A 21176-nucleotide genomic window follows, 5' to 3' on the forward strand; every position below is an offset into this window, starting at 1 on the left:
GGTTTGCAAGTTGAACCGCAGATGACGCAGATGGCCGCCGATGCCGCGCCAAGCGGCCTGCGTTCCCTTCGGTTTCGCCCCACCTATGTTCAATCTGTGTGAATCTGCGGAATCTGTGGGCCAGAAGCCCTTTCTGCGGCCATCTGCGACATCTGCGGTTCCAGCTTTCCCAGATTGTTTCGCGTCCTGCGGAGCTGGGCTCAGTCTCGCGTCAGGGCCATCAGGTCTTCGCTGACCTGCTTCAGGTCCAGCACCATCCCCGCGATGGCGCGGGTGGTCTCGGTCTGCTCGTGGGTCTGGGTCGTCAGGTCCTTGGAGAAATCCACCACCCGGCCCATGGATTCGTTCAGGTGGGACTGGGCCACCTTGATGTGCTCCGCCGACTGGTTGGACTGGTCCGACAGCTTGCGGACGGCCTCCGCCACGATGGCGAAGCCGCGCCCGTGGTGCTTGGCGTGGGCCGCCTCGATGGCCGCGTTCAGGCCGAGCATCTGGGTGTTGCTGGCGATGGACTGGATGGTCTCCACCACTTCGCCCGTCGTCTTGATGTCCTCGAAGGAGGCGTTCACCAGCCGCTCCACCTCTTCGACCATGCCCGACACCCGGGCCTGGGAGGCGTTCACCTGCTCCGCGGTGGACACGATGGTGCTGATGGCGGTGTCCATCTGCGCCGCGTGGCCCACCAGGCGTTCGAGCAGCTCCCGCTCCCGCAGTTCCTTGGAGAACAGGCCGGAGGCCATGCGGGTCACCAGCAGCGTCTTCTCGGGATCGCCCGGGATCCCGATGGATCCGATCAGCTCGCCGTTGTGGCGGATGGGCAGGTTGATGCCCGCCCGGACCGTTCCGCCGGACGCTTCCTCTTCTTCCGCGGTGACGATCAGGAAGGGGAGGTCCTCCTGGAGCATCTTGCGGGTGCCGGCGTGGAAGGTGCCGATCCGCGAGGTGACGTGGGCAGCCACGATCGTCCCGTCGAGGTCGCAGACGATCGGATTCATCTCCGTCGCGGTGTGGATGAACTCCACGATCTTTTGGGCGATTTCACGGTCCATCCCAGGTCTCCGGCATTTCCATACCTGATCGGCAGGTCCGCTCCTTCACTTTCTTTCGAACAAGACGATCCGGTTGCTGTTGGTGCCCTGGGCGTTGTTCCCCACGCCCCAGATGTGGGCGGTCTTGGTGAAGGCCTGGGTGTTCACCAGCACGCCGTGGGCGCGGAAGCCTGCGGCGAGGCCCAGGGGCAGCACCACTTCATCCAGCTTGACCTTCCCGCGGCGGACCTCGCCGACCTCGAAGGCCACGAAGCCTCCGGGCCGGGTGACGCGGTGGAGTTCGGCGAACACCTCGCCCATGGTCGCGGCCCAGGCCTCCACCGTCCGGGGCGTGCTGATCCCCTTTCCCACGGCCTCGGCGTCCAGCCCCGCAAACCAGCAGCGGAGCCAGTTGTCGGCGGCGTAGTCCACCACGTCGAGGAAGGGCGGCGACGTGACCGTGAGCTGGACGGCGCCGTCCGCCAAGCCCGGCGTTCGCCGGGCGTCTCCGGTGAGGAACACGGCGTCCTCCGCGGCGGCGGCCAGGTGGCGCCGCTGCTCGGGGCCCAGGTCCGAGAGCAGCCGCTTCGTCTTCCGCAGGATGAGGGCGCGGGTGTCGCGGTAGGGAGGAACCTGGTTCCGCCGGGCGTTGATCTGCCGCTGCTTGTCGGCGCCGAGGGCCTGGTTGGGGGGCAGGGTGTAGACGGAGAAGAAGCCGGGGCTGTGGCCCGTCAGGCGGTTCGTCGCCACCATGCGGATCCAGGCGTCCAGCGCGTCCAGTTCCCCGGAGGCCGCGCGGTCCAGGAACCATCGGCGGAGCCCGCGGATCTCGGCTTCCGTGTCCAGATGGAAGAACATCCCCAGGTCCGGGCCGCCGGTTTCCGTCGCGGGGGAAATGGCTTCCAGGCGTTGCGCCACGGCTTTGGGATCGGGCGGCGCGAGCCGTGGTTCCGCCAGCATCCGGGACAGCGGATTGACGTCGTTGGCGGCCACCCGGCGGCCCATCAGCGCCGCTTCCAGGGCCGTGGTGCCCCGTCCGCTGAAGGGATCGTAGACGCGGTCGCCGGGCCGCGTGAGGCGCTCGATGAAGTGGCGCGGGAGCTGGGGCTTGTAGCAGGCCCGGTAGGAGATCTCGTGCAGGCTGGAGGCCTGGCGCTGCTTCGCGGTCCAGAACTCCAGCGACAGCCGGGGATAGGTGCCGTTCTCGGATGCCACCGCATCCCAAGCCGCATCGGGCAGCGGCGAGTCGACGTTGGAGAGGCCGGCGCCGGGAATGAATCCCGCCAGGAAGCTCTGCCTCGCCGCTTCCGAATCCGCCGTCGCCATCCGCTTCCGCCTGCCTTTCGAGGATCTTCCAGGATAGCCTGCTGAAGATGAGCCCCGCCTCCAAACGCCATCCCGAGCTGACGCGCCTGTACGTGGCCGTGGGCCTGGGAGTGCTGATCGTGATGATCATCCTGGCCTACAAGGGCGTGGGGAACCGGATCGCGGCGGGGGGGCTGGACGCGCCCTCGCGCTGGGCCCTGGTGGCGGTGGGGACGGCCAACGTCCTCGCCATCGGGACCCTGATGTTCATCGTGGCCCGCAGCCTCGCGAAGCTCTACTTCGAGCGCCGCAGCGGGATCCTGGGCGCCCGGCTCCGGACGCGGCTGGTGCTGACCCTCTTCATCGTCGGCATCGTGCCCAGCCTGATCCTGTTCCTGGTGGGCCGGGACTTCATCAACAAGAACGTGGAGCGCTGGTTCAGTCCCGAGACGGAGGTGGCGATCCGCGAGGGGCAGAAGGCGGCGGAGGACATCCGCGCCGCCGCCGCCGCCCGGCTGACCTTCGGCGCCGAGCGGCTGCTGGCCTCGCCGTCGGCGGAGGCCTCCGCGATGCGGGTGGCGTCGGGCCTCGACCTGGTGGCCTTTCTCGGCCCCAAGGGCGACGGCGTGCGCTCCCTGGATTTGGGCGCGGCGCTGACGCCGCCGGACCTCACCTCCCTGCCCGCCATGGAGACGGCCTGGGAATCCCAGGAGGGCCTGTGGCTGCTCCGCGCCGTTCCCCGCGGCGACGGCCTGTGGGCGGTGGGCGTGTTCATGCCGCGGGCGACGCTGGACCGGGTACTGGCCCTCGAACAGCGCTTCCGGGAGGGCCAGCAGATCCGCGCCAACCGCGACACGCTTCAGACCCTGCCCCAGAGCACCTTCCTGTTCCTGACGCTGCTGACGCTGTTCTTCGCGGTGTGGTCGGGGCTGGCCCTGGCGCGGTCCCTCAGCGAGCCCATCCGCGCCCTGGCGAAGGCCGCCCAGCGCGTGGGCAGCGGCGATCTGGAGGTTCAGTTGCCGGAATTGGGGGAGGACGAACTGGCCTTCCTCGCCCGCACCTTCAACGCCATGACCCGCGACCTCAAGACCAACCAGGCCGCCATCGAGGCCCAGGCCAGCCGCTTGGAGCAGCAGCGGGCGTACCTCGATCAGATCCTTGCCGCCCTGCCCGTGGGCGTGATGAGTTGGCGGGCGGACGGCGAGCTGCGGACCTTCAATGCCGCGTCGCGGACTTGGCTGGGGCTGGAGTCCTTCGACCTGGGCGAGGCCCGCTGGGCGACGGTGGAGACCCTGCCACGCCTGGGCCGCCTGCCGGATCTGCTGGTCGCCGTGCGGGAATCCGGGCGCGGCGTCCAGGAGGAGCTGCGGCTGGGCGGCGAGGGCGAAGGGCGGCCCGTGCGGGCCATCCTGGAACCCCTCAAGAACGGCGGCGTGCTGGCGGTGCTGGAGGACCTGTCGCTGCTGGCCCAGGCCGAGAAGCGGGCCGCCTGGCAGGAGGTGGCGCGGCGGATGGCCCACGAGGTGAAGAACCCCCTCACGCCCATCCAGCTCACCGCCCAGCGCCTCCTCCGCCGCACCCGGGAAGGGCGGCTGGATCTGCAGGCGGTGCAGGAGGGCGCGGAGACCATCCTGGGCGAGGTGGCGAGCCTGTCGCGGCTGGTGGACAGCTTCAGCCGCTTCGCCCGCCTGCCCGTGCCCCAGTTCGCGCCCTGCGACCCCGCGGACCTGCTGCGCCAGGTGCTGGCCCTCTATGAGCCCAACCACCCCGACATCCGGTGGAGCCTGGCGCTCCCCGAGGACGGCGCGGAGGTCCAGTGGGACGGCGACATGGTGAAGCGCGCGCTGATCAACCTGGTGGACAACGCGGTGGCGGCCGTCGAAGGGCGGGGATCCGTGGCCCTCGCCCTCCGATCGGAAGACGGCGCGTGGCGCTACGACGTGGAGGATGACGGGACCGGCATCCCCGAGCCGGACCGCGACCGTTTGTTCGAGCCCTACTTCTCCACCAAGCGGAAGGGCACCGGCCTCGGCCTCGCCATCGTCCGCCGCATCGCCCAGGACCACGGCGGCGACGCCTGGTACGAGCCGCTGGAGCCCGGCAGCCGCTTCAGCCTCGCCCTCCCGTCCCGGCGGTGATCCGGCGCCTCAGCCACAGTCCCAGCGGACCCACCACCAGCCAGGCCAGCAGGACGGCCTTGAACAGCGGAGACACGGCCGGCGGCTTCCGGGATCAGTAGCGCAGGACGCTGAACACCGGCAGTCCCTCGACCTGCTCGCGGCCGGGGAGGGAGGCCAGTTCGATGAATACCGTGAGGCCCACGGCCTGGGCTCCGGTGAGCTTCACGAGGCGTCCCGCAGCGGCGGCGGTGCCGCCGGTGGCCATCACGTCATCCACGATCAGCACCCGGTCGCCGGGGCCGAAGGCGTCGGTGTGGATCTCCAGGGCGTCGGACCCGTACTCCAGCCCGTAGGCCTCATGGTGGGTGGGCCGGGGGAGCTTGCCGGGCTTGCGGGCGGGCACGAAGCCCACGCCCAGCTTCTGCGCCAGGGCGCTGCCGAAGATGAACCCGCGGGATTCCAGTCCCAGGACGTGGGTGGGCTGGAGGGTCAGCGCCGGCTGGGCCATGGCCGCTACGGCTTCGCCGAAGGCCTCGGCATCCGCCAGCAGCGGCGTGATGTCCTTGAACAGGATTCCCGCTTTGGGGAAATCCGGGACGTCCCGGACGAAGGCGGCGAGGGGGGAGGTGAGCGGCGGCATGGCTACCTGCGGACGAAAAGGAAGGGAAGCGAGGATCGCACGCTCCCGCCGCGCCGTCCAGAGGCTAGCCCAGGGAGGATTCCTGCACGCCGGATTCGTTCAGGCTGGGGGCGTTGAAGGCCGCGTCGAAATCCGTCTGCCGCGCCAGGGTGTCGGGGCAGCCCAGGTCCAGGCGCAGGGGCGTGACGCTGGCCCACCCGCTGAAGACCGCCTCGGCATCCGTGCGGGGCGCCCGGGCGTAGGTGGGGCCGGCGTCCCCGCCGATCCAGAAGTAGGGCACCTGGCGGGGATCCATCCGCCGCTCCACCAGGTCGTGGTAGGCGCGGCTGTCCTGGCCCGCCAGCCGGAACCCCAGCGGCTCGCCCTGGGGCAGGTTCACGTTCCAGATGCGGTTGGAGGGCAGCTCCATGGTTTCCCACCGCTCCAGGAAGCGGCCGATCCACCGGCCCGCGGCGTCCAGCGAGCCCTGGGGGTGGAGGGAGAAGGCCGCGGCCCGCGCGCCCTGCAAGCGGCCCTCGAAGGCCGCGCCCACGGTGCCCGAATAGAACACGTCCTCGCCCAGGTTGAACCCGTGGTTGATGCCCGACAGCACCCAGTCCGGCGCGCGGCCCAGGACCTCGCAGACGCCCAGCAGGACGCAGTCCACGGGCGTGCCGTCGCAGGCGTAGCGGTCCGTGCCGGTGGGGTTCAGCCGCAGGATGTTGTGCAGGCTCAGCGCCGACGAGATGGCCGACCGGTTGCGGTCCGGCGCCACCACGACCACCCGCCCGAACGGCGCCGCCGCCTGCGCCAGCGCCTCCAGCCCCGGGGCCCACAGGCCATCGTCGTTGGTGAGAAGGATCAGGCGTTCGGGCATGGATTCAGTGTACCGGGGCGCCGCGTCCGGGCGGTTCCCATTCCGTGACGCGTCGGCACCCGCGCCGGGGTGGCGGTGCGGGTGCCGAAGGACTGCTGGACGGTCAGGACGCCGAGGGCTTCCAGCCGCCGCCGAGGACGCGGTAGAGGCCGACGAGGTTGCCGTGCTTGGCCTGGCGGAGGGAGATGAGACCCTGCTGGGCGGCGTAGAGCGAGCGCTGGGCGTCGAGGACGCCGAGGTAGCCGTCGATCCCCGCGGTGTAGCGGGCCTGGGCGAGGCGGTAGCTCCCCTCCAGGGCCTGGGTGAGGGTCTCCTGGGCGGCGAGCTGCTCCGCCAGGGTGCCGCGCTCGGCCAGGGCGTCGGCCACTTCCTTGAAGGCCATCTGGATCGCCTTTTCGTACTGGGCGAGGTAGATGTCCCGGTCGGCCTGGGCCACCTTCAGGTTCGCCCGCCGGGCCCCCATGTCGAAGATCGGCAGGACGGCCTGGGGCGAGACGCTCCATGCGCGGGAGCCGGACTTGAACAGGCCGGAGAGTTCCGCGTCCATGCTCCCGAAGGTGGACGTGAGCGAGATCCGCGGGAAGAAGGCGGCGCGGGCGGCGCCGATGTTGGCGTTGGCCGCCTTGAGCTGGTTCTCGGCCATCAGGATGTCGGGCCGGTGGGCCAGGACGTCGGAGGGCAGGCCGGGCGCGACGTCCTGCACCGCGGCCACGCTGCCCAGGGCCTGGGGCAGCCACTCCGCGGGCACGGGGGCGCCCGCCAGGAGCGCGAGCGCGTTCTCGTCCAGGGCCACGGCGCGGGTGTAGCGGGCCACATCCGCCCGGGCCGTCTCCGCGCTGACCTGCGCGCGGTAGGCGTCCAGCTCCGAGGAGGCGCCCACTTCGAACCGCCGGCGGACCAGCTTGTGCGAGTCCTCCTGGTTGGTGAGGGTGTCCTGGGCCAGCTTCAGGCTCTCGCGATCCGCCGCCAGGGCGAGGTAGGCGTTGGCCACCTCGGACAGCAGGGCGACCTGGGCGCTGTTCCGGGCCTGTTCGGTGGCGAGGTACTCCTCCAGGGCGCGGTTCTTCAGGCTGCGGACCCGCCCGAAGAAATCCAGCTCCCAGGAGGTGACGGCCACGCTGGCGGAGTACTGCTGGGCGATGATCGACTCGCCCGTGCCGGAGACGCTGGCGGGGAGCCGTTGGCGGCTTCCCTGGCCCACGGCGCTGATCGAGGGGAACAGCTCCGCCCGCTGGATGCGGTAGTAGGCGCGGGCCTTCTCCGTGTTCAGCGCCGCGATCCGCAGATCGCGGTTGTTGCGCAGGGCGAGGTCCAGGACCTTCCGCAGCCGGGCGTCCGTGAAGAAGTCCTGCCAGGGGAGGTCCGCCGCGAGAGCCCCGCTACCTGCGGCCTTGTAGGACGGGCCTTCCGGCCAGGCCTTGGGCACGGGCGGTTCCGGCGTGCGGTAGCGCGGGGCCATGGACACGCAGCCGAGGCCGGCGAGCGCCAGTGGGAGCGCGAAGGGGAGGAGGGTGCGGGAATGGGATGACATCAGGCGTGTCCCTCCTCGGAGGCGGGCCCGGAAATGGGGGGCTCGGCGGTCGCCTTCTTCTTCCGGAACAGCTGGCTGACCAGGACGAAGGACAGGGGGATGTAGAAGATCGCGATGAAGGTGGCGGACAGCATCCCGCCCACCACGCCGGTCCCGATGGCGTTCTGGGCCGCGGCGCCCGCCCCGCGGCTGATGGCCATGGGGAGCACGCCGAAGGTGAAGGCCAGGGAGGTCATCAGGATGGGGCGGAGGCGGAGGCGCGAGGCCTCCAGCGCCGCTTCCATCAGGCCCACGCCCTGCGCCATCTGCTCCTGCGCGAACTGCACGATCAGGATCGCGTTCTTCGCGGTGAGGCCCAGGGTGGTCAGCAGTCCGATCTGGAAGTAGACGTCGCTGGAGAGGCCGCGTCCCCAGGTCGCCAGCGCCGTCCCGAAGACGCCCACGGGGAGCACCAGCAGGATCGAGAACGGGATGGTCCAGCTCTCGTAGAGGGCGGCGAGGCACAGGAAGATGACGAGGATGGACACCGCGTAGAGCGCCGGGGCCTGGGTTCCGGCCTGGCGTTCCTGGTAGGAGAGGCCCGTCCACTCGTAGCCGATGCCGGCCGGGAGCTTCGAGGCGATCTCCTCCATGGCGAGCATCGCGTCGCCGGTGCTCTTGCCCGCGGCGGGCTCGCCCTGGACGTTCACCGCCGGGAAGCTGTTGTAGCGCTGGAGATTGGGCGATCCGTAGCTCCACTCGCCGGTGGAGAAGGCGGAGAAGGGAACCATGGCGCCCTGGGTGTTGCGCACGTAGAGCTTGTTGAGGTCCTCGAGCTGCATGCGGAAGGGTGCGTCGGCCTGGATGTAGACTTTTTTGACGCGGCCGCGGTTGATGAAGTCGTTCACGTAGGAGCCGCCCCACGCGCTGGCGAGGGTGTCGCTGATGACGGGCAGGGGGACGCCCAGGGCGCCGGCGCGATCCTGGTCGAGCCGCACGTTGTACTCCGGCTGGTCGTCCAGTCCGTTGGGGCGCACGGCCTTGAGGTTCTTGTTCTGGGCAGCCATGCCCAGCAGCTGGTTGCGGGCCTCCATGAGCTTGGCGTGGCCCACGCCGCCGCGGTCCTGGAGCTGGAAGTCGAAGCCCGTGGCGTTGCCGAGCTCGAGGATGGCCGGCGGCGCGAAGGCGAACACCATGGCGTCGCGGCGGGCGGAGAAGGCGCGCATGGCGCGGCCCACGACGGCATCCGCCCTCAGCTCCGAGCGGTCGCGGAGCTTCCAGTCCTTGAGCTTGACGAAGGCCATGCCGTTGTTCTGGCCGCGGCCCGCGACGCTGTAGCCGCCGACGGTCATGCAGGATTCGACCGCGTCCTTCTCGCTGTTCTGGAAGTGCTGCTGGACCTCGGTCATGACCTTCTGGGTCTGCTCGAGGGTGGAACCCGCGGGCAGCTGGACGATGGTCATGAGGATGCCCTGGTCCTCCTCGGGCAGGAACGCGGTGGGGAGGCGCAGGAACAGCACGGCCATCCCGCCCACGATGACGAGGTAGACGATGCCGTAGCGCACCCACTTGGACAGTACCTGGCCAAGCTGGGCCACGAAGATCGCGTTGATCTTGTTGTAGAAGCGGTCGAACCAGAGGAAGAACGGACGCGTGACCTTCCACCCGCTCTCGGCGGCCTCGTGGCCCTTGTTCACGGGCTTGAGGAAGCTGACGCACAGCGAGGGCGTGAGGACGAGCGCCACCACCACGGACAGCATCATGGCGGTGATGAGGGTGAAGGAGAACTGGCGGAAGATGATGCCCGTCGATCCGCCGAAGAAGGCCATGGGGCCGAACACCGCGGACAGCACGAGCCCGATGCCCACCAGGGCGCCGGTGATCTGGCCCATGGATTTCCGCGTGGCCTCCAGGGGCGACAGGCCCTCTTCGTGCATGATGCGTTCGACGTTCTCCACCACGACGATGGCGTCGTCCACCAAGAGGCCGATGGCCAGCACCATGGCGAACATCGTGAGCATATTTATGGACATCCCCACGTACTGCAGGATCGCGAAGGTGCCCAGCAGCACCACGGGGACGGCGATGGTGGGGATCAGCGTGGCGCGGAAGTTCCCGAGGAACAGCAGCATCACGAGGAACACGAGGACCACGGCCTCGATCAAAGTCTTGATGACCTCCTCGATGGCCACGGACACGAAGGGGGTGGTCTCGTAGGGGTAGTCGACGCGCACGCTGGGCGGGAAGTAGGGCTCCAGCTCGCCCATCTTGGCCTTGATGAGCTTCGACGTGTCGAGCGCGTTCGCGCCCGAGGCCAGGCGGATGAGCATGCCCGCCGCGGGCTTGCCGTTGAGCTTGGTGTCGCTTTCGTAGGATTCGGTGCCCAGCTCCGTGCGCGCCACGTCGCGGAGGCGGATGGTGGAGCCGTCGGCGTTGATGCGGAGGGGAATGGCCGCGAACTGCTCGGGCGTCTGGAGCAGTTCCTGCACGTTCACCGTGACGTTGAGCTGCTGGCCGTCGACGGCCGGCAGACCGCCCGCCTGGCCGGCGGAGATCTGGGCGTTGTAGGCCTTCAGCGACTGCCGGACGTCGTCGGGGGTGAGGCGGTAGCCCACCATCTTGTCCGGGTTGAGCCAGATCCGCATGGCGTACTGGGTGCCGAAGGACAGCACCTCGCCCACGCCCTCCACGCGGCTGATGACGTTCTCCACGTTGGAGGCGAGGTAGTCGCGCAGGTCCTCGGCGTTCATGCTGCCGTCCGTCGAGGTGATGGACAGGATCATGAAGATGTTCTTGGTGGACTTGGTGACGGCGATGCCCATCTGCTGCACGACCTGGGGCATCAGGGGCTTGGCCAGCTCCAGCTTGTTCTGGACCTTGGCCCAGGCGGCGTCGGGATCGGTGCCGGGCTGGAAGGTCAGCGTCACGCTGCCGTGGCCCGCGGAGTCGCTGGTGGCGGCCATGTACAGCAGCCGGTCCAGGCCCGTCATCTTCTGCTCGATGATCTGGGTGACGGTGTTCTCCACGGTCTTCGCCGAGGCGCCGGGATAGAAGGCGTCCACGGAGATGGAGGGCGGCGCCACGGGCGGGTACTGGGACACCGGCAGCGTCTTGATGGCCAGGAGGCCCGCCAGCATCATCACGATGGCGACGACCCACGCGAAGATGGGCCGGTCGATGAAGAAATTGACCATGTTGGGCGCTCCTCTACTTTGCGGCCGGAGCGGGGGCCGCGGGCTTGGACTCGAACGGCACGACCTTCGGCGTCACGCCGGGCCGTACCTTCTGGAGCCCCTCGACGATCAGGCGGTCCCCGGCATTCAATCCTTCGGTCACCAGCCACTTCGAGCCGACGGCGCGGTCCACCTTCAGGGTGCGCTGCTCGACCTTTCCGGAGCCGTCCAGGACCAGCGCCACGGCGTTCCCCTTGGGATCGCGGGTGACGCCTTGCTGGGGCGCGAGGATGGCCTGCTCGGCCACGCCCTCTTCCACGACGGCGCGGACGTACATGCCGGGGAGGAGGACGTGCTTGGGGTTGGGGAAGACCATCCGCAGGATCTGGGAGCCGGTGGTGGGATCCACGGTCACGTCCGAGAACTTGAGGAGGCCCTGCTGGGGATAGGGCGTGCCGTCCTCGAGGAACAGCTTCACCTTGGCCTGGTCGGGCGTCCCGCCCTTCAGCCGGTTGGAGGCCAGGTTGCGCTGGAGGGCCAGCAGCATGGCGCTGGACTGGGGCGAATCCACGTAGACCTGATCCAGCTGCTGGATGGTGGTGAACGCCGGGCCCTGGTAGGCGGTGGCGAGGGCGCCGGGGGTCACATTGGACTTCCCGATGCGGCCGGAGATCGGCGCGGTGATGCGGGTGTAGCCCAGATTGATCCGGGCGGATTCCACGCCGGCCTTCAGCGACTGGGCCTCGGCCTCGGCCTGCTTCGCGGCCGCGTCGGCGTCCTCGAAATCCTGGTGGCCCACGGCGTTGACCGAGAGCAGCTCCTTGAACCGCTCGGCGCGCTTGCGGATGGCGGGCAGGTTGGCCTCCACCCGCGCCAGGGCGGCGGCGGCGGTGTCGTAGGCCGCCTGGTAGGGCCGGGGATCGATCTGGTAGAGGAGGTCGCCCTGCTTGATGTCGGCGCCCTCGGTGAACACGCGCTGCTGGACGATGCCGTTCACCTGGGGATGGACCTCGGCCACCAGGAACGCCGAGGTGCGGCCCGGCAGCTCGGAGGTGATGGCGACGCGCTCCGGCTGGAGCGTCACCACCGCCACTTCCGGCGTGCCCTTGACCTGCTCCTTCTTGCTGCACGCGATGGTCAGCCCGCAGGCCACGAGCGCGGCTGCGAGAGGGACGGCGCCGCCGCGGTAGGGATGCTGCATGGGAATCTCCTTGAATGAAGGGAAAAAGGAAAGGGCGGGGGAAGGGGATCAGGCCTGTTTCAGGCCGTGGTAGGCGAAGCCGGTCAGGCGATCCGCCATGGCCTCAATGGTCAGGTCGGGATCCAGCGCGGTCCACACGAGGCGGTTGATTTCCGAGGTCAGGGCATGGCCGATGCAGCTTCCCTGGAGGGTGATGCCCAGCAGATCCACGTCCGCCGGCGACAGGTCCGGGCGGATCTCGCGGATGCACTCGCGGATCTCCCGCACGGAGGGTTCCAGCCGCTCCCGCAGCAGGTCCCGCACTTCCTCCTTGGGCGACTGCAGCTCGCTCAGCCACAGGCGCACGGCGGCGTCCCGCAGGGGATCCGGCGAATGGAAGTGGGCGTCCACCTCCACGAGGATGCGTAGGATGAGCGCGCGGAGCCGGGAGCAGGGGGAAGCTGCGGCGGGCTCGGGCCGATCCTCCGCCGGTCGGGGCGTGAACCGCGCCAGCAGGTGCTGGATGACCTCGCGGTAGAGGCCCTCCTTGTTCTTGAAGTAGTAGGCGATGAGGGAGGAATTCTTCCCCGCCATGGAGGCCACCAGCCGGATGGAGGTCGCATCGTAGCCGTAGCGGGCGAAGCAGGTCAGCGCGGCCTCGATGAGGGAATCGCGGGTATCCGACGGCTGGCTGGCACAGATGGGGGTCATGGTCCCGATCTACTCTGGTCGATCGACCGAATCATATGATCGATTCATCGATCGTTTGAGTCAACCATTTTATTTAAGAAGTCAACAATTTGATAAATCATCTATACATAATTTATAAGCATAACAAATGGAGTTGACGAAGATAAAATATTTCCTATGATTTGAATGTTGGTGTTGGTCAATAGACCGATTAATCAACCCTGATGACCTCAGGAGTTCTCATCTTGCTCGCCCCCCGGGGCAAAAAGGAGCTTCCCGTGAAAACGAACATAGGACTGGCGCTCTGCCTGACCGGCGCGGCTCTGGCCAGCGCGCCCCTGACGGCCCAGGACATCCGGTGGGGCCTTCAGGGCACCCTGTCCTTCCCCACCAGCGACCTCGGCGACAAGGGCCTCCTGGACAACGCCCTGGGCTACGGCGTGGGCGCCCACATGCTGATCGCCTTCCCCGGCGGCCACGCCATCGTGCCCCGCCTGGACTACGCCTACTTCGAGAAGAGCAGCCCCACCCGCCGGGTCCAGATGCTGAACGTGGGCGCGGACTATAACTACTTCCTCTCGCAGCAGGTCAACCGGGGCGCCTATGTGGGCGCCGGCCTGGGCCTCGGCATGGCGAAGTTCGAGATGAACCCCCCCGGCGGCAGCGACAACGACACGCCGAACGCCGTCTACGGCTCGGTCTCCGCGGGGTACATGTTCAACGCCCACATGGGCGCGGAACTCCGCTACGTCCACGCCAAGTACGAGCCCGAACTCTTCGGCGCCAAGCCCGAGTTCACCTCGCCCGTCATCCAGGCGAGCTTCCTCTACCGCTTCTGAGCGGGCGCGATCCGAAAGCCGGAGGGCGCTGCTCTCCGGCTTTTTTGTGTCAGGCGATGGGCGCGTCCGCGCGCAGGCCGTGGAGGCAGAAATCCACGAGCAGCTCCGCTTCCTGGAAGTGGCTGCCGAAGGGCGGATGGTCGCCCCACAGGACGCGGTTGAGGCCGGACATCGTCCCGTGGCCGGAGACCTGGCCCATGATCGTGGTGCCCAGGAACGCCACCTGCGCGGCGCTGAGGTCCGGGCGCAGAACGCGGATGCAGGCCGCGATCAGGTCGGCGGTGGGGCTGAGGTACTGGTGAATGAACGGGTGGAGGCTGAGGCGGGGCGACCGGAACTCGCTCATCCACAGGCGGGCCCGGTGATCCTGGAAGGGCTTGGCCCAGGCGGCGTCCGGCGCGGCTTCCTGGTACATGAAGTGGATCTGCTCCCGCAGCAGGCAGATGGCCTTCTGGGGATTGCGGGGATCCAGCCCCTCGGGAGGCACGGTCTGGAGCGCCCGCGGCGCGGCGCTCTCGAACAGGTGCTTGAACACTTCGAGGTAGAGCCCTTCCTTGTTCCCGAAGTAGTGGGAGAGGAGCGACAGGGGCCGGCCCGCCTTCTCCGCGATCATCCGCATGCTCGTTCCGTCGAACCCGTGGTCGGCGAAGCACACCAGGGCGGCCTGGAGGAGGAGCGTGCGGGTGTCGGGGGCTTTGGGTTCCATCGATCCCAGGTTATCCACATGTCGGAAGGGATCGCCGTACGCGGAAAGGCCCTCTTTCGAGGGCCCTTCGTCTGGTGTGTTTTGGTCGGCGCGAGAGGATTCGAACCTCCGACCCCTACCACCCCAAGGTAGTGCGCTACCAGGCTGCGCCACGCGCCGTGAACCTTCGACTGTAGCCCCTTCCAGGGGGGCGGTCAACTCTTCGGTGGCGCGGACAGCCGTTCGTACAGGGCGCGCACGGATTTCAGGATCGGCTGCAGATCGGAGCCGGTGCGGAGCAGGCGCGGAAAGGCGGGCTTGGTCTTCACCGCGGGCGCCGCCGGCAGCTCGTCGCCGTCGAGGCCGAGATCCAGGCGCTGCACCAGGTGGCCGTGGGCCAGCAGCTCGGCGCAGTCGGCCACCGTCAGGCCTTCGGCGAGCCAGCCCTTGATGCGCTTCAGCCGCGGCAGCTCGTCCACGTGGTAGTAGCGGAGGTTGCCTTTGCTCCGCCGGGGGCGGATGTCGGGAATGACCTCCTCCCAGTAGCGGAGGTCCTTGGGCCCCACGCCTACCTGGGTGGCGGCTTCGCCGATCTTGAACCACTTGCGGTCGGTCATGGCCGCACCCCCCTACGTCTCCCTGGGCTCGATGCCCAGGGCTTTGAGGCGCTTGTAGAGGTTGGAGCGATCCACGCCGACGCGCTCGGCCACCCGCGTCATGTTCCCGTTCTGGAGGCGCAGTTCGCGCTGGAGGTACTGGGCCTCGAACCAGTCGCGGGCTTCGCGCAGGCTGGGGAACTCGGGGAAGGAGAAGGGGTCCTGGTCGGCGAGGTGCCGGGTGGCGAGGGGCCCCAGGTCGCGGGGGCCGATCTCCGTCCCGCGGCCGAGGATCACGGCCCGCTCCATCAGATTCTTCAGCTCGCGCACGTTTCCGGGCCAGTCGTGGCGCAGCAGCGTATCCTTGGCCTCCGGTCCCAGGCGGCGCGGGGGACGGCCGTACTGGCGCCCGATGCGGGTGATGAAGGCCTCGGCCAGCGGCAGGATGTCCTCGGGCCGCTCGCGCAGGGGCGGGATGCGCAGGGGCACCACCGCCAAGCGGAAGTAGAGGTCCTCGCGGAAGCGGCCCTTGGCGATCTCCCCGGCCAGGTCCTTGTTGGTGGCGGCGATGACGCGCACGTCCACGCCCACGGCCCCGCCCCCGCCCACGGGCTCCACGCGGCCCTCCTGAAGCGCGCGCAGCACCTTGGCCTGGGTCTTGAGCGACATGTCGCCCACCTCGTCGAGGAACAGCGTCCCGCCGTCCGCCTCGCGGAACTTGCCCTTCTGGTCGCGCACGGCGCCGGTGAACGCGCCCTTCTGGTGGCCGAACAACTCGCTCTCGATCAGCTCCTCGGGGATGGCCGCGCAGTTGACCTCCACGAAGGGGCCTTCCTTGCGGGGGCTCTGGAGATGCAGCAGGCGAGCCACTTCCTCCTTGCCGCTGCCGTTCTCGCCGGTGAGCAGGACGCGGCCTTCCGTCGGCGCCACCAGCGCCACGTCGGCCATCAGCCGCTTCATGGCGGGGCTGTCCGCCAGGAAGAAGCGGCCGCCCTCCACTTCCGCGAGGAGGCGCTGGTTCTCCTGCTCCAGCTTCGACTGCCGCAGGGCGTTCCCGGTGACCAGCAGGAGGCGGTCCAGGTCGATGGGCTTTTCCAGGAAATCGAAGGCGCCCAGCTTGGTGGCCTGGAGGGCGGTCTCGATGCTGGCGTGGCCGGAGATCATCACCACCGGCAGGTCGGGGCGGATCTGCTTCGCCTGCTTGAGCGTCTCCAGCCCGTCCTGCCCGGGGAGCCACACGTCCAGAAGGACCAGCTGGATGCCCTCGCCGTCGGGGTTGTGCAGCAGGTCGATGGCCTGCTCGCCCCGCTCGGCCTTCACCACGTGGTAGCCCTCGTCCTTCAGGGCTTCGCCCAGGGACCGCCGGATCCCGGGCTCGTCATCCACCAGGAGGATGGTCGTGGGGGCGCGCATGGATCCATGCTGGACGGGCGACAAGCCTTTGTCCAGCAATGGATTAGGCGGATTGTTGCCGATGGCTTCAGGGCGCGGGAGGGCCTGCTATGGTGGGGGCGAGGCCGCCATGGACGAGTTCCCTCCGATGCCCACGCCCGAAGACGACGCCGCGCTGAGCCCGGTGATGGGCTCCGCGGTGAAGCGCCAGGTGCTGGTGTGCACCGCCAAGAGTTGCGCGGGGCGGGGCTCCGAAGCCGTCCTAGAGGCGTTCAAAGCACAGTTGGCGGAGGGCGATCTCCTGTTCTCCAAGGCGAACCGCCAGGGCGAGGTGCAGTGCGCGAGCTGCGGTTCCGTGGGCTTCTGCGCCATCGGCCCGGCGGTGCTCGTCTATCCCGAGGGGATCTGGTACGCCCACGTCACCCCCGCCGACGTCCCCGAGATCATCGACAGCCACCTGAAGGGCGGCATCCCGGTGGAACGGCTCGTCCGCAAGCGCCTGGGCTGAGGCCGCTCAGCCGCCGACCTGCTCCAGGGCTCCCGCGAACGCCGCCTCCGGAACTGCGGGGCAGGCGCGCTTCGCCTGGAGGGCACCCCGGATGAGGCGGACCAGTTCCTCGTGGGACGCGCGGTTCCGCAGGGCTCCCGCGAGATCCAGGGCGGGGCCGCCGAGCAGGCAGGGTTTCACCTCGCCGCGGCTGGTGAGGCAGACCCGGCCGCATTGATCGCAGGAATCGCCCGGCGAGGCGGCGGAGATGTCCGGCCCTTCCTCGCCGGCTTCCCGGAGGCGGTCGCGGATCGTTTCGGTGAGAAACTCGCTCCCCACCGGCATCCCGGTGAAGCGCAGAGGCAATCCCTCGACCCGGGCGAGGCGGGCCAGGGGCACGATCTGGTCCTCGTTCCAGCCTCTCCGCACGCGGGCGGTGAGCCCCACCGGCAGGCCCGCGGCGCGCGCGGCGTCCACGCCGGCCAGGACCTGAAGCAGCGCGTCGCGCCCCGCGAGGCGCTGGAAGGCCCGGCGATCCGCGGCTTCCAGGCGGACGCTCACGCCGGAAAGCCCCGCGTCGCGGAGCGACCGGGCCCGCCGCGCCAGGCGCAGGCCGTTGGTGGCGAGGTGGAGATGGCCTTCGACCTCGGGGCTGATGCCCGCCACGAGGATCTCCAGATCCCGGCGGAGAAGGGGCTCGCCGCCGGACAGCCGCACCTGGCGGATCCCCAGGCGGGTGAAGGTCTTCACCAGTTGGAGGAGTTCCCGACGGCCCAGCGGTTGAGTGGGCGCTTCCTGGGGGCAGTGGGCGCAGGGCAGGTTGCACAGGTCCGTCACCGCCACCCGGAGGGACGTGACGCTCCGCCCGGCGCCGTCCGTCAGCGCGTCCCGCAGCCGCAACATGCGGGGAAGCCGGCTGGCGGGGGGCGGGGGAAAGTCGAGCAGCACGGAGCGCTCCTGATATTTACCAGGATGCGTTAGACGGGACGCGGGGTGGCGCAGGTTTTGTCCGGAATCACAGCGGGGGGAAAGGCGCTCGATTTGGCCTCTTTGAGGAGAGGCGTGGGACCATGGACGCCATGCTGGTGGACGCGCATTGCCATCTCACGGGGAGCTACCTGGGCGAGGACCAGGTCGGGGCGACCCTGGACCGGGCCCGGGCCGAGGGCGTGACCGGCTTCATCGCCGTCGGGACGGATCTGGAGGACTCCCGCCGGGTTCTGGCGCTGGCGCACGCCACCCCCGGGATCCAGGCCAGCCTGGGCGTGCATCCCCATGAGGCCAAGGGCTGGAATCCCGAGGTGGACGCCGCGCTGGCCGCCCTGGCCGCGGATCCCGCCGTGCGCTTCGTGGGAGAGACGGGGCTCGACTGGCACTACGACCTCAGCCCGCGCGACGAGCAGGAAGCGGCGTTCCGGGCGCAGATCCGCCTGGCCCTCGCCGTGGGCAAGCCGCTGATGATCCATACGCGGTCGGCTCCGGAAGCCACCGTGCGGATCCTGGCGGAAGAGGGCGCCGACCGGGTGCGCGGGATCATCCACTGCTTCAGCGAGGACCGCGCTTTCGCGGAGAAGGCCCTGGAGCTAGGCTTCTACCTCAGCTTTTCGGGGATCGTCACCTTCCGGAAGGCCGAGGCGGTGCGCGACGTGGCCGCCTGGGCGCCCGCCGACCGGATCCTGGTGGAGACGGACGCGCCCTTCCTGGCGCCCGTGCCCTACCGCGGGAAGCCCAACGAGCCCGGGTTCGTCCGGTACACCGCCGAAGCCGTGGCGGGCCTCCGGGGCCTTTCCGCGCAGGCTCTGGCGGACCTCACCACCCGCAACCTGGAGGCCCTGTGCGGCTGGACGCCCTCTTCCTGACCGGCACGGCCCTGGCGGCCCAGGCGCCTCCCGTGCCGGCGCCCTCGCTTCCTCCGGCCTCGACCGCCCCTGCGACGGCGCCTGCCCAGGAGGAGCGCCGTCACCCCCGGCTTCCCTGGGAGCAGTCGGCGCCCCTGGCGTGGCAGCCGGAACCGGGCGCCCCCGCGCGGGAGACGCCGGCTCCGCCCGAGGCTTCCACGGGCCCCCTGCGGGCGGAACTGGCCGGGGACGGCAGCCTGCGGGTGATCGACGGGCGCGGGCTGGTCCGGCTTCAGGCAGGCCTTCCGGGGCGTCCTCTGCGGGCTTGGCGCGACGGCGGCGTTCCGCTGTCCCAGCCGTTCGGGACCTGGCTGTTTCCCATGGATTCGCCCTTGGCGGGCGGACTCGGCAACCTGCAGTGGGTGGCCCCGGATTTCCGTCCCTACCTGCGCGGCCTGCTATGGCTGCTGGAGGACGGGGAGGCCTTCCTCAGCGTGGCCCATCCCGCCACGGGCCGGATCATCCACCTGCCGCTTCCTCCGGGGCGGGTCTTCGCGGTGCGCTTCCTGGCGGAGCGGCTGGAGATCCGGGCGGACGAAGTGGAGAAGGGCGCCCCGCGCCAGTGGTCCCTGCCGTGGATCGCGCTGCTGCCCCGGCTCGCCGATCTCGGTCCCCATCCGGCGCCGCCGAAGGTGGGAACCGCCCTTTCGCCTTTTCCCAACGGATGAAGGGACCGCAATGTCCTTGAAACCGGGCGGTTCGAGACCTTGCCGGGCTTTGGCATGGGCTTGGCTGTCCCTTTGCGGGAACCGACCCTGAAGGGGGCGGCATCCAATTCCCGGGAGGCTCCATGAACCCGCTTTGCTCTTCCCGCGTTGCCGCGGCGCTGTTGCTTCCCGCGGCCCTCTTCGCCCCTTCCGCGCGGATGGCCGCCGCCCAGGCGCCCCCCGTACAGGCGCCTGCCGATGACGACACCTACCAGGGCGAAGCCCCCGAGCGCTACGCGATGGTGCGCGCCGTGGAAGGCGAGGTCCGCATCCGCAAGGGCGAACTCGACGAGGACCTCAGCCGCGGCACGCCGGTGGCCGAAGGCGATGTCGTGGAAAGCCGCGGTCGTGGCGTTCTGCAACTCGGCGACGGCACCCGCGTGGCCTTTGGCGGCGCCACCCGCTTCACCGTGGCCGCCCTCTTCACGGATCAGAAGAACGAAAAGCAGGTGCTGCTCCGCCTGGATTACGGCCGCGTGCGGATCCTCCTCGGCGGGCAGTCCGACGCCCGGTTCCGGGTGGACACGCCTTCGGGCACGGCCACCTGCCTGGACAAGGGCTCGTTCACCGTGGAGGCCGAGCGCGACAAGGTGGTGCGGGTCAAGGTCCACAGCGGGCGCGTGACCTTCGCCAACGAGCGCGGCGAGGCGCGGGTGAGCGCCGGGGAGCGGATGACCGTCTACAGCCCCCAGGACGGGCTGGACCGCGTGCGTAGCTTCAACACCTACGAGGGTGACGACTTCGACCGCTGGAGCGAACAGGCGGTCGCCATCCGCCGCGGCGAAAGCTGGGACCGCGTTCCCCCGGAGATCCGCTACTACGCCGATGAACTGGACGGCCACGGAACGTGGGTCCAGTCGGAGGAATTCGGATGGGTCTGGCGCCCCAGCGGCGTGGCCGAAGACTGGCGCCCCTACTACGAAGGCCGCTGGGCGCCCTACGCCGGCGGCATGACGTGGATCTCCAGCGAGCCCTGGGGCTACGTCGCCTACCACCACGGCCGCTGGCACTGGAGCGTCGGCGTGGGCTGGTGCTGGATCCCCGGCATGTACTACAGCCCCGCGTGGGTGGCCTGGAACCACACCCCCGGCTACTACGGCTGGGCGCCCCTGGGCTACTACAACACCCCCTGCCATTGGGGCTACGGCGCCTGGGGCGGCGGCTACGCGTGGAACGTCGTGGCCGTCACCAACATCAACGTGATCAACGTCCGGACGCGGGTCTACGCGGATCCGGGCGTCCTGCGCACCTTCAACGGCCCCGGTGGTCGGGACCTGAGGGCGCCCTGGCAGCGCGCGCCGCTCGTCGTCTCCCGCGCGGAGTTCCACAACCCGGGCCAGATGCAAGGGGCCTTCCAGCGGGAGGTCAACCGCGAGCGGCTGGTGGCCTACGAGCGCCACGCCCAGCAGACCACGGGGCGCACCATCATCCGCCGGCCCATGGTCGAACCCCGGCCTGAGGGCCGCCCCGGCGGGCCCGCGGGGGGACCTGGCCCCGGTCCCGTCCGGACGCCCTTCGAGGTTCGCACCCGGCCCCAGGGCGACCGCGGCGTGGCGCTTCCCCGGCCCATCGAGCGCGGACGGGAAGGGGTTCCCGAGCGTGGGCGCGAAGCCGCCCCGCCCGTGGAACGCCGCATCGATCCGGCGCCCCGCGACCGCGGGAATGAGGGCCGCCCCCGGCCCGAGGAACGGCGTCCCGATGCCGGCCCGCAGCCCGTGGCCCCTCGGCCCACGCCGAGAGAGGCGCCCCGCGAGACCCCGCGGGAAGCGCCGCGCCCGGCGCCGGAATCCCGCCCCGAGCGCCGCGTGGATCCCCCGGTCCGGGAGCGCCCCGCGCCCACCGAATCGAGACCTTCGTTCAACCGCGAAGAGCGCCGGCCCGAACCCGCGCCCCAGTCGCGGCCCGTGGAGCGGGAGTCCCGCCCCGCGCCCCGGCCCGAAGCGCCCCGGGAGCGCCCCCGTCCCGAGCGCCGGGAGTCGGCTGCCGAACCCAAGGCCGACATGCCGGCCTTCCGGCCTTCGGGCGGCGAAGGCCGCGGCCGGGAGATCCGGCGCTGACGGAAGAAAGCCA

Annotated in this window: 18 protein-coding genes and 1 tRNA gene; 6 read left to right on the forward strand and 13 right to left on the reverse strand. The window is 69.8% G+C overall.

Going from position 1 to position 21176, the window contains the following annotated elements; genetic code table 11:
- Positions 1–200: 200 nt before the first annotated feature.
- Both RAH39_RS03155 and RAH39_RS03160 read right to left on the reverse strand, forming a co-directional pair.
- On the reverse strand, positions 201–1049 hold the full coding sequence (locus RAH39_RS03155) for a sugar diacid recognition domain-containing protein (RefSeq protein WP_306591351.1): 849 nt from the start codon (positions 1047–1049) through the stop codon (positions 201–203).
- A gap of 45 nt (positions 1050–1094) precedes the next feature.
- On the reverse strand, positions 1095–2354 hold the full coding sequence (locus tag RAH39_RS03160) for a DNA methyltransferase (RefSeq protein WP_306591352.1): 1260 nt from the start codon (positions 2352–2354) through the stop codon (positions 1095–1097).
- Positions 2355–2401: 47 nt separating this feature from the next.
- Here RAH39_RS03160 and RAH39_RS03165 point away from each other — a divergent pair, with 47 nt between their 5' ends.
- Complete coding sequence (locus tag RAH39_RS03165) at positions 2402–4471, forward strand: sensor histidine kinase (RefSeq protein ID WP_306591353.1); 2070 nt, start codon at positions 2402–2404, stop codon at positions 4469–4471.
- A gap of 94 nt (positions 4472–4565) precedes the next feature.
- On the opposite strand, the gene RAH39_RS03170 is transcribed toward RAH39_RS03165, so the two are convergent.
- The 6 genes from RAH39_RS03170 to RAH39_RS03195 form a co-directional block, all read right to left on the reverse strand.
- A complete protein-coding gene (locus RAH39_RS03170; RefSeq protein WP_306591354.1) occupies positions 4566–5093 on the reverse strand; it encodes an adenine phosphoribosyltransferase in 528 nt (175 codons plus the stop codon).
- 64 nt (positions 5094–5157) lie between these two features.
- On the reverse strand, positions 5158–5949 hold the full coding sequence (gene surE, locus RAH39_RS03175; protein ID WP_306591355.1) for a 5'/3'-nucleotidase SurE: 792 nt from the start codon (positions 5947–5949) through the stop codon (positions 5158–5160).
- Between the two features lie 103 nt (positions 5950–6052).
- A complete protein-coding gene (gene adeC, locus RAH39_RS03180; RefSeq protein ID WP_306591356.1) occupies positions 6053–7480 on the reverse strand; it encodes an AdeC/AdeK/OprM family multidrug efflux complex outer membrane factor in 1428 nt (475 codons plus the stop codon).
- Entirely contained in the window at positions 7480–10653 is a 3174-nt protein-coding gene (locus RAH39_RS03185) for an efflux RND transporter permease subunit (protein WP_306591357.1), read from the reverse strand. The genes adeC and RAH39_RS03185 overlap by 1 nt, the downstream gene beginning before the upstream one ends.
- Positions 10654–10666: 13 nt before the next feature.
- Complete coding sequence (locus RAH39_RS03190) at positions 10667–11833, reverse strand: efflux RND transporter periplasmic adaptor subunit (RefSeq protein ID WP_306591358.1); 1167 nt, start codon at positions 11831–11833, stop codon at positions 10667–10669.
- Positions 11834–11881: 48 nt separating this feature from the next.
- The gene (locus tag RAH39_RS03195) at positions 11882–12523 is read right to left on the reverse strand and encodes a TetR/AcrR family transcriptional regulator (RefSeq protein WP_306591359.1); all 642 of its coding nucleotides are present in this window, start codon (positions 12521–12523) and stop codon (positions 11882–11884) included.
- A 257-nt stretch (positions 12524–12780) separates the two neighbouring features.
- Between RAH39_RS03195 and RAH39_RS03200 the strand changes: the two genes are divergently transcribed.
- Entirely contained in the window at positions 12781–13341 is a 561-nt protein-coding gene (locus RAH39_RS03200; RefSeq protein ID WP_306591360.1) for an outer membrane beta-barrel protein, read from the forward strand.
- Positions 13342–13390: 49 nt separating this feature from the next.
- On the opposite strand, the gene RAH39_RS03205 is transcribed toward RAH39_RS03200, so the two are convergent.
- The 4 genes from RAH39_RS03205 to RAH39_RS03220 form a co-directional block, all read right to left on the reverse strand.
- Positions 13391–14047, reverse strand: a complete 657-nt coding sequence (locus tag RAH39_RS03205; protein ID WP_306591361.1) for a TetR/AcrR family transcriptional regulator — start codon at positions 14045–14047, stop codon at positions 13391–13393.
- An 82-nt stretch (positions 14048–14129) separates the two neighbouring features.
- Positions 14130–14206 (reverse strand) — tRNA-Pro (locus RAH39_RS03210).
- 35 nt (positions 14207–14241) lie between these two features.
- Positions 14242–14643: a helix-turn-helix domain-containing protein gene (locus tag RAH39_RS03215; protein ID WP_306591362.1), complete on the reverse strand. Its 402-nt coding sequence runs from the start codon at positions 14641–14643 to the stop codon at positions 14242–14244.
- Positions 14644–14655: 12 nt separating this feature from the next.
- Positions 14656–16035, reverse strand: a complete 1380-nt coding sequence (locus tag RAH39_RS03220; RefSeq protein ID WP_306591363.1) for a sigma-54-dependent transcriptional regulator — start codon at positions 16033–16035, stop codon at positions 14656–14658.
- Positions 16036–16144: 109 nt separating this feature from the next.
- On the opposite strand from RAH39_RS03220, the gene RAH39_RS03225 reads away from it, so the two are divergent.
- Entirely contained in the window at positions 16145–16522 is a 378-nt protein-coding gene (locus RAH39_RS03225; RefSeq protein ID WP_306591364.1) for a (2Fe-2S) ferredoxin domain-containing protein, read from the forward strand.
- Between the two features lie 6 nt (positions 16523–16528).
- On the opposite strand, the gene RAH39_RS03230 is transcribed toward RAH39_RS03225, so the two are convergent.
- Positions 16529–17449 carry a radical SAM protein gene (locus RAH39_RS03230; RefSeq protein WP_306591365.1) on the reverse strand — a complete coding sequence of 307 codons (921 nt, stop codon included), beginning with the start codon at positions 17447–17449 and terminating at the stop codon, positions 16529–16531.
- Between the two features lie 122 nt (positions 17450–17571).
- Here RAH39_RS03230 and RAH39_RS03235 point away from each other — a divergent pair, with 122 nt between their 5' ends.
- The 3 genes from RAH39_RS03235 (at position 17572) to RAH39_RS03245 (ending at position 21163) form a co-directional block, all read left to right on the forward strand.
- Positions 17572–18360, forward strand: coding sequence for a TatD family hydrolase (locus RAH39_RS03235; protein ID WP_306591366.1), 789 nt, complete (start codon positions 17572–17574; stop codon positions 18358–18360).
- Positions 18336–19067: a hypothetical protein gene (locus RAH39_RS03240; RefSeq protein ID WP_306591367.1), complete on the forward strand. Its 732-nt coding sequence runs from the start codon at positions 18336–18338 to the stop codon at positions 19065–19067. The genes RAH39_RS03235 and RAH39_RS03240 overlap by 25 nt, the downstream gene beginning before the upstream one ends.
- A 122-nt stretch (positions 19068–19189) precedes the next feature.
- Complete coding sequence (locus RAH39_RS03245; RefSeq protein WP_306591368.1) at positions 19190–21163, forward strand: DUF6600 domain-containing protein; 1974 nt, start codon at positions 19190–19192, stop codon at positions 21161–21163.
- Positions 21164–21176 lie beyond the last annotated feature (13 nt).

Source organism: Geothrix sp. 21YS21S-4 (assembly GCF_030845995.1).
Taxonomy (GTDB): Bacteria; Acidobacteriota; Holophagae; order Holophagales; family Holophagaceae; genus Geothrix.

Coding starts and splice junctions, on each gene's coding strand:
- surE (WP_306591355.1), bottom strand. CDS start 5,949: ATGCCCGAACGCCTGATCCTTCTCACCAACGACGATGGCCTGTGGGCC.
- RAH39_RS03155 (WP_306591351.1), bottom strand. CDS start 1,049: ATGGACCGTGAAATCGCCCAAAAGATCGTGGAGTTCATCCACACCGCG.
- RAH39_RS03185 (WP_306591357.1), bottom strand. CDS start 10,653: ATGGTCAATTTCTTCATCGACCGGCCCATCTTCGCGTGGGTCGTCGCC.
- RAH39_RS03190 (WP_306591358.1), bottom strand. CDS start 11,833: ATGCAGCATCCCTACCGCGGCGGCGCCGTCCCTCTCGCAGCCGCGCTC.
- RAH39_RS03220 (WP_306591363.1), bottom strand. CDS start 16,035: ATGCGCGCCCCCACGACCATCCTCCTGGTGGATGACGAGCCCGGGATC.
- RAH39_RS03225 (WP_306591364.1), top strand. CDS start 16,145: ATGGACGAGTTCCCTCCGATGCCCACGCCCGAAGACGACGCCGCGCTG.
- RAH39_RS03195 (WP_306591359.1), bottom strand. CDS start 12,523: ATGACCCCCATCTGTGCCAGCCAGCCGTCGGATACCCGCGATTCCCTC.
- RAH39_RS03205 (WP_306591361.1), bottom strand. CDS start 14,047: ATGGAACCCAAAGCCCCCGACACCCGCACGCTCCTCCTCCAGGCCGCC.
- RAH39_RS03160 (WP_306591352.1), bottom strand. CDS start 2,354: ATGGCGACGGCGGATTCGGAAGCGGCGAGGCAGAGCTTCCTGGCGGGA.
- RAH39_RS03235 (WP_306591366.1), top strand. CDS start 17,572: ATGGACGCCATGCTGGTGGACGCGCATTGCCATCTCACGGGGAGCTAC.
- RAH39_RS03165 (WP_306591353.1), top strand. CDS start 2,402: ATGAGCCCCGCCTCCAAACGCCATCCCGAGCTGACGCGCCTGTACGTG.
- adeC (WP_306591356.1), bottom strand. CDS start 7,480: ATGTCATCCCATTCCCGCACCCTCCTCCCCTTCGCGCTCCCACTGGCG.
- RAH39_RS03170 (WP_306591354.1), bottom strand. CDS start 5,093: ATGCCGCCGCTCACCTCCCCCCTCGCCGCCTTCGTCCGGGACGTCCCG.
- RAH39_RS03215 (WP_306591362.1), bottom strand. CDS start 14,643: ATGACCGACCGCAAGTGGTTCAAGATCGGCGAAGCCGCCACCCAGGTA.
- RAH39_RS03245 (WP_306591368.1), top strand. CDS start 19,190: ATGAACCCGCTTTGCTCTTCCCGCGTTGCCGCGGCGCTGTTGCTTCCC.